The organism is Salmonella enterica subsp. diarizonae (assembly GCF_008692785.1).
Lineage (GTDB): Bacteria > Pseudomonadota > Gammaproteobacteria > Enterobacterales > Enterobacteriaceae > Salmonella > Salmonella diarizonae.
In genome coordinates this window covers 365,114-377,659 of the sequence record NZ_VXJV01000003.1, presented here as the reverse complement: position 1 = coordinate 377,659, position 12,546 = coordinate 365,114, and the positions used below count along the sequence as shown (strand labels likewise).

The following is a 12,546-nucleotide window of genomic DNA, read 5'->3' as shown; positions in this document are numbered from 1 at the left end:
GACCTTTCTGACAAAATGTAAATCACGTTTTCTTTATACGCCCAGTTTAATTAAGGATAACCTATGCAAAGGAAAAAACTCCTGGCTATTGGTATTGCGCTTGCCCTGCAAACCTCTTATTACCCCGCTATGGCTGCCGATAATACCGACGATGATAATAAATGTCCCACTAATATTTCCTCATTATCTCAGGCTGAGAGGGAAAAATTGCCCGCCGAATGTCTTATTACTAAAGTAGAGCAGGATAATCACTGGGGATGGGCGGCTGGCGGTATTGCGGCACTGGCAGCCAGTGTCGCACTGGGCGTGCATAATAGTGACAGTGATGGCAACTCGCATCACACTGTTTCTCCGACACCGTCGGATGATGGCGGCGATGTCACACCAACACCTCCTGATGATACCTCTATCATATCCTACAGTAACGGCGTCACTGATGACAGAGGCGCGGATACGCTGAGTTTCAATGATATTAAGCTGGATAACGGCAAACATCTCGGCCCGGCAACGCTAAGTTATTCCAAACAAGACGAGCGATGGCAGTTAACCACCCTTAGCGGTAAGACGCTGGATGTCTCCGGCTGGAATGTCACAGACGATAACGCTGCCGTCATTGAAGGTACTCAGGAAAACGGTCTGTACTGGAAGTATGACAGCCGGGGATATCTGATCCTTGCTGATGACCAGACGCAGGTGACCACTGGGGATAACGAGACCCACGCTACCGATCGCGGAATGACCGTGAGCGGCGCTAACAAAACCGGTGTTATCATTTCCGGCGATAAAACCACCAATACCCTCACCGGCGACGCCATTGTTAGCGACGGCGCAGTCGGTCTGGTGATTACCGGCGATAACACCACCAACACGATTTCAGGCGATACGTCGGTTGACGGCGCCATCGGCGCCTTGATTTCCGGCAGCAACTCAAGTACCACGCTTTCCGGCAATATCAACGTCAGTGGAGGTGGAACGGGTATGGTTATCGATGGTAACCGAACCATCATTGATAATACCGGTACCTCCACCATTAGCAGTGAGGGCTCTACAGGTTCGATTATTCTTGGCGATAACACGCGTCTCATCAACGATGGTGAGTTAGAGGTCTCCGATGGCGCTACCGGGGCAAAGATCGTCGGCGATGGCGCAATTGTCGATAATACGGGTAATTCCACCACCCGTGGAGCAGGCTCTACCGGGCTGTACATTGAGGGTGACGACGCCTATGTGGTCAATGCTGGCGACCAGACGATTACCGATGGCGCTACGGGCACCCACATTAAGGGCGACAACGCCCGCATGATGAACGCCGGTAATGTGCATGTAGACGGTGCGGGCTCAACCGTCGCCGTCATTGACGGCAATAACGCCAAACTGACTCAGAACGGCGACCTGCTGGTGACCAATGGCGCGATGGGCATTATTACCAACGGTCAGGGCGTAACGCTGACCAACAATGGCAACATCACCGTGCATGACGAGGGATCGACTGGTTTTGTGGTGGCGGGAGAACAAAACACCCTCACCAACAAAGGCAACATAGACGCCAGTCTCAACGGTACGGGCGCTCTGGTCAGCGGTACTGAGTCAGACGTTAATCTGAGCGGCGACATCAACGTCGACTCGGTGCAGGACAGTGACGGCGTCTTCCAGGGGGCCACTGGCGTCAATGTCAGCGGCAGCGATAACGCGGTAAATATCCAGGGTAACGTCAACGTTAGCGCCAACTACGCCCAGGACTCGCTGATTTCTGATGAGATCCCACTCAACGGTATTGCCATCACCGGGAACAACAATGACGTGACGCTTGACGGTACGTTGAATCTCAACGCCAGCGACCTTAGCAATGTCGTCGGCCAAACCCAGGACATTACGGGTCTGGACATCCAGGGTGACAATAACAATGTGAATATCACCGGCGGCCTTAATATTACGGCGACCGGCTCTACGGATGATGAAAACAGCGCCATCCACGCTATTAATATTAACGGCAACAGCAAAGTCACGCTGAGCGGCCACTCTACCGCAGACTTAACCACCATGATTGGCGGGGACGTGATGCTGGCGAAGGTACAGAACGGCGGCCAACTGGTGCTGGACGAAAACTCCAGTGTCGATATCGACATGAACTTCCTGGACTCCTGGTATTATGACTACAACGCGCTGTTAGTCGCCTCCGGGGCGGATTCCGATATCGAGAATCAGGGCACTATCAACGACGATGGAGCTGCGCAACTGTTGATGGCGCGTGATGGCGCGCATGTCGCCAACAGCGGCGCTATCACCGCCTGGACAAAGGATAATCTCAATAACAGCGATACCCGCGCGGGCATTATCATCGCCATGGATAAAGGCTCCGTCAGCGAGAATAAGGCAGGCGGCAATATCACGTTGCTCTCGGATCAGAAACCTTTCTATAGCGGCGGCGGCATGCCGGAGTACTCACTTAAATGGTATGGTAATACCTATTACGCGATGCTGGCGAACAACTATGGCGAAGTCAGCAATGACGCCGGGGCAACAATTACGCTTCAGGGCGCGGGCGTATACGGCGTTTCAGCCGCCAAAGGTACTGCGAGCAATGCCGGTGATATTTATCTCGACGGTTTCGTCCCGACGCTGGATGATGCGGGCAACATTACCGGTAAAACATTCTGGCAGCCCACAAACCTCAATATAACCAGTGCAGGTATGGTTGCTGGCTCAACGGATTCGGGTAACGGCGACGCCACCGCCACCAATACCGGCACCATCACCGTCAATAATGCCGGGTTCGGCATGATGGCGCTCAACGGCGGCACCGCGATTAACCAGGGCACAATTACGCTGACGGCAGATGAAGGCGTCACGCAAGCCGATGAAAACCAACTGGTCGGCATGGCGGCATTAAACGGCGGTACGGTCATTAACGACACCACTGGCACTATTAATATCGACGCCAGTTTCGGCAAGCCGTTCCTCGCCGACAGCAGCAGCCTGGTCGTTAACTATGGCACCATCTGTATAGAGGATAGCTGTCAGGACAGCGCAACCTATAACCCAACCGATCCCTATGTTCAAAATGCCTTGCGGGATGGCGTGATCGCCGATACCGACGAAACGGTCACACTGGATCAAAAAACTATCATTATTGGCAACGTGGATAATAACGGGACAGTCAATGGCAGTGAACTGGCTATCCAGACCAACGGCGTACTGACCAACAATGCTTCCGGCATCATCAATAACACCATTACGATTTCCAGCGGTGAGCTGGATAATAAAGGCATCGTCAACAGCGTCACCATCACCAGCGGCACATTTAACAACGAGGGAACGGCAGACGCGCAAGTCGTCATGAACAACGGCACCTTTAACAATCTTGCCAGTGGCGACGTCAACCGCGGCGCTAAGCTTAACAATAATGCGGTGGTCAATAATAGCGGTACCTGGCATCTTGGATACGAAGACGAAGGGGCGGACAAAGGCACGCTGGATCTTAATCAGAGTTCGGTGTTCAACAACAGCGGCGAGCTGATTATTGATAACAGCAAAAATGCCATCAACATGCGCGGTGCCAGCACACTCTATAACACCGGTCATATGGAGTTCACCGCATCAGCCTATAATGGTGCCATCAATGTCTGGGGCGGTTCTGGCGATTTCATTAACGCTGGCACAATGGATGCGACCACCCAAGCCGTATTCGCCAGCGGCGACAACGCCAGCGGCGATTACAACTCTTATTTCTGGAACCAGGAAAGCGGCGTTATTAACTACGATCTTGATGGCAGCGCAGTCGTCAAAATTAGCCACAGCAACTTCGTAGCGCAGAACGATGGTACCATTAACGTCAGCGGCAACAACGCTTACGGCATGTACGGTAGCAAAAATGCGCAGCTGGTGAACAACGGTACCATCAACCTCGGCACCAAAGGCACTACCGATACCGGCATGATTGCCATGGCGCTGGACTCCGGTGCAACAGCTGACGCTGTGATTGAGAACAACGGCACCATCAATATCTACGCCAGCGACTCGTATGCTTTCAGCGTGGCTGGCGCAGGCCATGTGGTCAATAATGGCACCGTGGTTATTGACGACAGCGTGACTGGTTCTGGCCTCATCAAACAAGGTGACAGCGTCAATGTAGAAGGATTGAATGGTAATAACGGCAACAATACCGAAGTTCACTACGCTGACTACAATCTACCTGCCGATCCAGCCGATACGGTCAATACCGCAAACGGCACTTCCGACACCGCCAGCAACGACCTGAACGGTTATGTAGTGGGCACCAGTGCCGACGGCAGCGCGGGTAAGCTAATGGTGAGCAACGCCAGTCTGGACGGCGTGGAGATTAATACCGGCTTTACCGCAGGTACTGCCGACACCACCATCACGTTTGATAACGTCGTTGAAGGCAGCAACCTATCGGATGCAGGCGCAATCCAGTCCACCACTGTGGTCTGGAACGCGCAGGGGAGTACGGATAGCAGCGGCAACGTTGATGTCACGATGACCAAAAACGCCTATGCCGATGTCGCCACCGACAGCAGCGTTTCTGACGTCGCGCAGGCGCTGGATGCAGGTTATACCAATAATGAGCTGTACACCAGCCTCAACGTCGGCACCACCGCCGAACTGAACAACGCCCTTAAACAAATCAGCGGCAGCCAGGCGACCACCGTCTTCCGCGAGGCCCGTATTCTCAGTAATCGCTTTACTATGCTGGCCGATGCCGCGCCGCAAATTAAAGATGGCCTGGCATTCAACGTGGTGGCGAAAGGCGATCCGCGTGCCGAACTGGGCAATGATACCCAATACGACATGCTGGCGCTGCGCCAGACGCTGGATTTGACCGCAAGCCAGAACTTGACGCTGGAGTACGGTATTGCTCGTCTTGATGGCGGCGGTTCGCAAAAAGCGGGCGATAACGGCCTGACCGGCGGCTACAGTCAGTTCTTCGGTCTGAAACATAACATGGCGTTTGGTGAAGGCCTGGCCTGGAATAACAGCCTGCGCTATGACGTGCATAACCTCGACAGCAGCCGTTCTGTTGACTATAGCGATGTCAACAAAGTCGCCGATTCCGATGCGCGTCAGCAGTACATGGAATTCCGTAGTGAAGGCGCAAAAACCTTCTCCCTGATGGACGATGCGCTGAAAGTGACGCCGTATGCTGGTGTGAAATTCCGTCACACTATGGAGGACGGCTACAAAGAGCGCAGCGCCGGAGACTTTAACCTGTCAATGAACTCTGGCAACGAAACGGCAGTGGACTCCCTTGTCGGTCTGAATCTGGACTATACCGGGAAAGATGGCTGGAGCGCCACCGCCACTCTGGAAGGCGGTCCGAACCTGAGCTACAACAAGAGCCAGCGCACGGCGTCATTACAGGGCGCGGCGGGTCAATCGTTCAGCGTGGATGACGGTCAAAAAGGCGGCGGCGTTAATGGACAAGCAACCATCGGCGTGAAATACAGCAGCAATGATACCGCGCTGCATCTGGACGCATACCAGTGGAAGGAAGACAGTATCAGCGATAAAGGCTTTATGCTTAACGTTAAGAAAACATTTCGTTAAATAAACGACATTATATAACACTAATACAGGCCGCTTATTATTAAGCGGTCCTGTTTAAATCATATTTTCTGGTAAAGATGAAGTCCTTATTTGGACTACCTGTATGGTTTATTAATTGCTATCGTAATATACGCTAAATAGACATTATATTTATCCCATAAATAATATCCCTTTTATTCAAAAAGGATTTTGATATGTTCAAATTTGTAAAAACTGCCATTGTGGCAGGGGTTCTGGCGACGCTCACCGCCTGTACGGGTCATATTGAAAACAAAAAAAACAACTGTAGCTACGATTATTTGCTGCACCCTGCAATTTCTATTTCTAAAATTATTGGCGGTTGCGGCCCGGCTGCCGATCAATAATAGAAACGACTGCGCAGATACAAAAAAACCGGGATTTCCCGGTTTTTTACAGGCCTGATAAACGGAACAGCGCAGGTGCCTTGTCCAACTTCGCTCGTTTGTAGGCCCGATAAGCTAGCGCCATCGGGCAGGCAATAACCGTTACGGTTTCGCCACAAAGCCAATGGCTTCGTAAACCGCTTTTAGCGTTTCGGCCGCACGCGCGCTGGCTTTTTCCGCCCCGTCTTTCATCACCTTCTGCAAGAACACTTCGTCGTTGCGGAAACGGTGATAGCGCTCCTGCAACTCAGACAGCATTCCGGAAACCGCCTCCGCCACTTCGCCTTTCAAATGACCATACATTTTACCTTCAAACTGTTTTTCCAGTTCAGGAATGCTCTGACCGGTCACGGCGGAAAGAATATCCAGCAGGTTAGAGACACCCGCTTTCTCTTTCACATCATAACGTACTACCGGCGGCTCGTCGGAGTCAGTGACCGCACGTTTGATTTTCTTCACTACCGATTTCGGATCTTCCAGCAGACCGATCACGTTATTACGGTTATCGTCCGATTTGGACATTTTCTTCGTCGGCTCCAGCAGCGACATCACGCGCGCGCCGGATTTCGGAATAAACGGTTCCGGTACTTTGAAAATATCGCCATACAGCGCATTAAAACGCTGGGCGATATCGCGACTCAGCTCCAGATGCTGCTTCTGATCTTCGCCTACCGGCACCAGATTGGTTTGGTACAGCAGAATGTCAGCGGCCATCAGCACCGGGTAATCAAACAGACCGGCATTAATGTTTTCCGCATAGCGCGCAGATTTATCTTTAAACTGCGTCATACGACTCAGCTCGCCGAAATAGGTATAGCAGTTCAGCGCCCAGCCAAGCTGCGCGTGTTCCGGCACATGGGACTGAACGAAAATAGTGCTCTTTTCAGGATCAATACCACATGCCAGGTACAGCGCCAGCGTATCCAGCGTCGCTTTACGTAGCTGCTGCGCGTCCTGACGCACGGTAATAGCATGTTGGTCTACGATGCAGTAGATGCAATGATAGTCATCCTGCATGTTTACCCACTGACGCAATGCCCCCATATAGTTGCCAATGGTCAATTCACCTGAGGGCTGTGCGCCACTAAAAACGATGGGCTTAGTCATTTTTTATTTCCTGGTTATCGCTATGCGGAAGCCCAAGTGCGGGCAAAAGATCGTTAAAACTGTCATAAATGACGTCCGGCTCGCTAAGAGCGATCGCTTCGCCATAATTGTAGCCGTATGTCAGGCCAACCGAAGGGCAGCCCGCCGCTTTTGCAGCCTGAATATCATTACGCGAATCGCCGACAAAAAGCATCTGCTCCGGCATCATGCCCAGCCGGCTTGCCACCAGCAACAGCGGCTCCGGATGCGGCTTCTTATTTTGCACATCATCGCCGCCGATAACCACACTAAAGTATTTGGCGATATCAAGCGATTCCAGCAACGGCGCGACGAACGGCGTCGGCTTATTCGTCACCAGACCTAATGACAATCCGCTGGCGTGCAGCGCGCCCAGCGTGTCGGCGACATGCGGAAATAAAAAGGTGCCCTCTTCCGCCACTTCGCCATAATACCTGTCGAACAGTTTACGCAGAATGCGTACCTGTTCCTCGGCAGGAATATCTTCATCAACGGGCGGTTTACCCATCGTCTTACGCAGCGCGGCACGTTCCTCGCGAGCCCAGGCCAACGCGCGCTCCATCAATACATCTGCGCCGTTACCAATCCAGGTAATCACGCGCTCCTCGCCCGCGACCGGCAGTTCCAGCGCATACAGCGCCATGTCCACCGCCGCGGCAAGCCCCGGCGCGCTATCTACCAGCGTACCGTCAAGATCAAAGGCGACGCCCCGAATATTCTGCAACTTATCCATGACTTACCTTTGCCAGCTCACTGCGCATTTCATCAATCACTTTTTTGTAATCGGGCTTATCGAAAATCGCCGACCCCGCAACAAACATGTCCGCACCTGCTGCTGCGATCTCGCCGATATTGTTCACCTTCACGCCGCCGTCCACTTCCAGACGAATGTCGTAGCCAGACGCATCAATCCGGCGACGCACTTCGCGCAGCTTATCCAGCGTCTGCGGAATAAAAGACTGACCGCCGAAGCCAGGATTCACAGACATCAGCAGGATCACATCCAGTTTGTCCATTACGTAATCGAGATAACTGAGCGACGTTGCCGGGTTGAATACCAGCCCCGCTTTACAGCCGTGTTCTTTGATCAGCTGTAGCGTGCGGTCAACATGTTCGGAGGCTTCCGGGTGAAAAGTAATGATGCTCGCGCCAGCGGCGGCAAAATCGGGTACGATACGGTCGACCGGCTTGACCATCAGGTGGACATCAATAGGCGCGGTAATACCATATTGACGCAGGGATTTCAGCACCATCGGGCCGATAGTCAAGTTCGGCACATAGTGGTTATCCATGACGTCAAAGTGTACAACATCAGCACCGGCAGCCAGCGCTTTTGCGGTGTCTTCACCCAGGCGAGCAAAATCAGCCGACAGAATTGAGGGGGCAATCAAATACTGTTTCATCCGCTTCTCCTTGAGAATTATTTTCTTGCAGGCGCTGCGACTCCTGGTTGGTACAGAGCCAGCAGTTCGTCCACCTTTTTACGTGTGCCGCCGTTGCTGCTTATACTGCGTCTAACTTTGACGACATGCAATTTTGCGAGTTGATACCACTCGCGCGTGAGCGCCGTATCATGGTTGGAAATGAGCACCGGTATCCGGTTACTGACCAGATTCTCAGCGATTTCCGCCAGATGCGCTTGTTGCGTCAGGCTAAAACTATTGGTGTGATACGCTGTGAAGTTAGCCGTGGCGGACAACGGCGCATAAGGCGGATCGCAATAGACCACCGACGACTTGTCCGCACGCGCCATACTGTCTGCGTATGACTCACAGTAAAAGAACGCATTCTGCGCCTTTTCTGCAAAGTGGTACAACTCCGCTTCCGGGAAGTAAGGTCTTTTATAACGACCAAACGGTACATTAAATTCCCCGCGTAAGTTATAGCGACAGAGTCCGTTATAACCGTAGCGATTCAGATATAAAAACAGTACCGCCCGACGAAAGGGGTCCTGGCAGGTGTTGAACTCCTCACGGAGTTGGTAATAGACCTCAGCCTGGTTAGTTTCAGGCATAAACAGCTCGCGCGAAGCCTGTACGTACTCGTCGGTACGTAACTTCACGATGTTATAGAGGCTAATAAGGTCGCTGTTGATATCGGCGAGGATATAACGAGAAAAGTCGGTGTTAAGAAACACCGATCCGGCACCCACAAAAGGTTCGACCAGGCACTCGCCTTTTGGCAAATGTCGTTTGATATCATCAAGCAGAGGGTATTTTCCCCCTGCCCACTTCAAAAAAGCGCGATTTTTTTTCATGCTGACTAACTAATTACACCTTCTCCGGCTGTGGAGAAAGCTCCGACAGCATCCTGCGCTTTAGGCTGTGCCGCGTTGCTTTACGGCGCATTTGGCGGTAGCAAATGCGCCCCTCGCGCCTGTCCTGAACAAAAATAGCTGTCAGCGACACTCACAGGCAATTGCAGGACACAGCCTGGATTATTTCAGATCGGCCTGAACCTGATGCAACGGTTTTGCCCACGGATTTTTCGCCTGCACATCAGCAGGCAGCGTGGACACTGCGCGTTTAGCATCTTCTTTCGAAGCATACACTCCGGTTACCAGCACATACCACGGTTGTCCATTACGCGTCGTCTCGTATACCACATAATTTTTCAGGTTCTCTTTCTTCGCCCAACGATTCAGGTTGTCGTAATTTGAAGAACTACTGAGCTGCAACGTGTAGTGGCTGGATGGCGCGCTCTTTAACGCGCCAACGTTGCCGGCGCTTTTCCCGCCGCCTGCGACAGGCGTCGTCGAGGCTTGCGCTGGCTTCGCGGTTTGTACCGGCGCGGCGCTTGCCGTCGCTTTCGGCGTCGCGGCTGGCGCTGCCGGTTCCGTGCGTTTCACTGGCGCGACCGGTTTCTTCGGTTCCGCGGTCGTGGTTTTCGCCGTTGTTTGCGGTTTCTTAGGTTCAATGACGGCCTGTTTACGTTCCGGACGCGAGGTATGACGTTCGGCAGGTTCGCTAACTGCCGCCTGACGCGACGCGCTACCATTGCGAACTGGCGCGACGGTTGCAGGCTCTGTCGGCAACGTAGAGTTCACCGCAACGTTGTTCATCTGCTCAGGATTCTGCGTCAGCGCATTATTCAGATCGCCCTGCACTTCCACGCGCTGCTGACCGTCAGCGACCACGGGCGACGGTCCCTGCGTCGGCGTTGAAGAAATCGGCGGCAACGAAATATCCTGCGACGTATTGCCCGCCGTTTGCTCTGCGGAGGTGGTACCCGGCGCAGGCTGGGTTGCATTAGCCTGATCGGCGGCGTTACCGGAAAGATCGATACTCTTTTCGCCAGAAGCCGACGGCTCGCTGGAAGACGTTGAGGGGGCTTTCAGCGCGGAACCGATACCGATAATCAACAGTAGCAGCACCAGTACGCCAACGCCCATCATCATGTACTGACGAGAGGCTGGCTTATGGGCCGCTTTTTTACGCTTACGTGGACGGCGTTCTACACGCTCCTCATCCACCGTATCGTCTTCATCGGATTCGTACTCTTCTTCGACTTCAGGTTCTTCACTACGCGCTCTACGCACACGCGTCGGACGGCGATCGTCAGCATCCAGATCAACGTCATCAAAGTTGATCTGCGGCTCATTATCGCGTTCTGAAGATTGACGAGAACGACCAGTACGACGATCGCTGGGATCGGGTTTCAGCTCGTCTTCTGGTTTGAATTCATCCATTTAACACCCCACTCAAAGGTTAATGCTTACGACATTGCACATAACCTGAAGCTAAAAAACTGACATCTACGCAATATCAGTCTGACCTTTCTTGTTGTTACGCCTGCTGACAGTCAGCAATCGCGCTAAGAACGACTTCATGCGACACTCCGCCGCGTACTTCACTTTTCCCTATGGCCAGCGGAAGCACTAAACGCAGCTCCCCCGCCAACACTTTTTTATCTCGCAGCATGTGCGGCAAATAGGCCTGCGCGGACATCTCGCGAGGGCCGTTGACAGGCAACCCGGCCCGTTCGAGCAGAGCGATGATGCGCTGCGTATCAGCAGAACTAAACTGTCCCAGACGCTCGGACGTGCGCGCAGCCATCACCATACCTGCGGCAACGGCTTCGCCATGTAACCAATTGCCATATCCCATTTCCGCTTCAATGGCGTGGCCAAAGGTATGTCCAAGATTCAGTAAAGCACGTAAGCCCGCTTCACGCTCGTCGGCGGCAACAACTTCCGCCTTCAGCTCACAACAACGACGAATACAGTACGCCATCGCCGGGCCATCCAGACGCAATAGCGCATCCAGATTACCCTCAAGCCAGGTAAAGAAGTCCGCGTCGAGTATGATGCCGTATTTGATCACCTCTGCCAGCCCCGATGCCAGTTCGCGTGCAGGAAGCGTTTTCAGGCAATCAAGATCGACGACCACAGTAGCGGGTTGGTAAAACGCCCCAATCATGTTTTTGCCAAGGGGATGGTTGACGGCGGTTTTCCCGCCCACGGAGGAATCAACCTGCGACAGTAGGGTGGTTGGTACCTGGATGAAACGAACGCCTCGCTGGTAACTGGCCGCCGCAAAACCGGTGAGATCGCCAATCACGCCGCCGCCCAGTGCGACCAGCGTGGTATCACGACCATGCGGTTTTTTCAGTAACGCCGTAAACACCGTATCCAGCACCGTCAGGCTTTTATACTGCTCGCCGTCAGGAAGAATCACGCTGTCTACGTTAACGCCCGCCCGTTCGAGTGCGCCGCGAACCTTGTCCAGATAAAGCGGCGCCAGGGTTTCGTTGGTCACTAACATGACCTGATCGCCTGATTTCAGCGGCAAGAATGAAGCTGGTTCGTTAAACAAACCAGCCGCGATGGTGATCGGGTAACTACGTTCCCCGAGAGTGACTGTAATCCTCTCCATGACGCGACATCCACCTTAGTTACTTGTACCCGCTTACCCAGAGTATTCTGCTTGAATTAGTTGCTTTCCAGCATATGAATAATCTGGTTTGCCACAACCTTAGCGCTTTGATCGTCGGTGCGAATGGTGACGTCGGCAATCTCTTCGTACAGAGGATTGCGTTCGTTGGCCAGCGCTTCCAGAACTTCGCGAGGCGGCGCTTCAACCTGCAACAGCGGGCGTTTTTTATCACGCTGCGTGCGCGCCAGTTGTTTTTCGATGGTCGTTTCAAGGTAAACCACGACGCCACGCGCGGAAAGACGGTTACGCGTTTCACGCGATTTTACAGAGCCACCGCCGGTTGCCAGCACAATACCCTGTTTTTCCGTCAATTCGTTGATAACTTTTTCTTCACGATTACGGAAGCCGTCTTCACCTTCAACATCGAAGACCCAGCCCACATCAGCTCCGGTTCGTTTCTCAATCTCTTGATCAGAATCATAAAATTCCATATTGAGTTGTTGAGCTAACTGGCGCCCAATAGTGCTTTTTCCGGCACCCATAGGCCCAACCAGAAAGATATTGCGTTTCTCTGCCAT

9 protein-coding genes are annotated in these 12,546 nt (G+C 53.0%); 2 read left to right on the top strand and 7 right to left on the bottom strand.

Annotated features, from left to right (window positions below; all coding sequences use genetic code 11):
- Positions 1-63 precede the first annotated feature (63 nt).
- Both F4V72_RS08695 and F4V72_RS08690 read left to right on the top strand, forming a co-directional pair.
- Positions 64-5,565, top strand: a complete 5,502-nt coding sequence (locus F4V72_RS08695; RefSeq protein WP_150342446.1) for an autotransporter outer membrane beta-barrel domain-containing protein — start codon at positions 64-66, stop codon at positions 5,563-5,565.
- 194 nt (positions 5,566-5,759) lie between these two features.
- Positions 5,760-5,930: a YhfL family protein gene (locus F4V72_RS08690; protein ID WP_023247879.1), complete on the top strand. Its 171-nt coding sequence runs from the start codon at positions 5,760-5,762 to the stop codon at positions 5,928-5,930.
- 141 nt (positions 5,931-6,071) lie between these two features.
- Here the strand turns inward: F4V72_RS08690 and trpS are convergent, their stop codons facing one another.
- From trpS to aroK, 7 genes are all read right to left on the bottom strand, one after another.
- Complete coding sequence (gene trpS / locus F4V72_RS08685) at positions 6,072-7,076, bottom strand: tryptophan--tRNA ligase (protein ID WP_000165559.1); 1,005 nt, start codon at positions 7,074-7,076, stop codon at positions 6,072-6,074.
- Positions 7,069-7,827, bottom strand: a complete 759-nt coding sequence (gph, locus tag F4V72_RS08680) for a phosphoglycolate phosphatase (protein WP_023247877.1) — start codon at positions 7,825-7,827, stop codon at positions 7,069-7,071. The genes trpS and gph overlap by 8 nt, the downstream gene beginning before the upstream one ends.
- Entirely contained in the window at positions 7,820-8,497 is a 678-nt protein-coding gene (gene rpe / locus F4V72_RS08675; RefSeq protein WP_000816286.1) for a ribulose-phosphate 3-epimerase, read from the bottom strand. The genes gph and rpe overlap by 8 nt, the downstream gene beginning before the upstream one ends.
- Positions 8,498-8,514: 17 nt before the next feature.
- Positions 8,515-9,351, bottom strand: a complete 837-nt coding sequence (gene dam / locus F4V72_RS08670) for an adenine-specific DNA-methyltransferase (protein WP_023247876.1) — start codon at positions 9,349-9,351, stop codon at positions 8,515-8,517.
- A gap of 180 nt (positions 9,352-9,531) precedes the next feature.
- On the bottom strand, positions 9,532-10,782 hold the full coding sequence (gene damX, locus F4V72_RS08665) for a cell division protein DamX (protein ID WP_023247875.1): 1,251 nt from the start codon (positions 10,780-10,782) through the stop codon (positions 9,532-9,534).
- A 97-nt stretch (positions 10,783-10,879) separates the two neighbouring features.
- Positions 10,880-11,968, bottom strand: a complete 1,089-nt coding sequence (aroB, locus tag F4V72_RS08660) for a 3-dehydroquinate synthase (protein ID WP_023247874.1) — start codon at positions 11,966-11,968, stop codon at positions 10,880-10,882.
- A 56-nt stretch (positions 11,969-12,024) separates the two neighbouring features.
- Positions 12,025-12,546 carry a shikimate kinase AroK gene (gene aroK / locus F4V72_RS08655; RefSeq protein WP_000818621.1) on the bottom strand — a complete coding sequence of 174 codons (522 nt, stop codon included), beginning with the start codon at positions 12,544-12,546 and terminating at the stop codon, positions 12,025-12,027.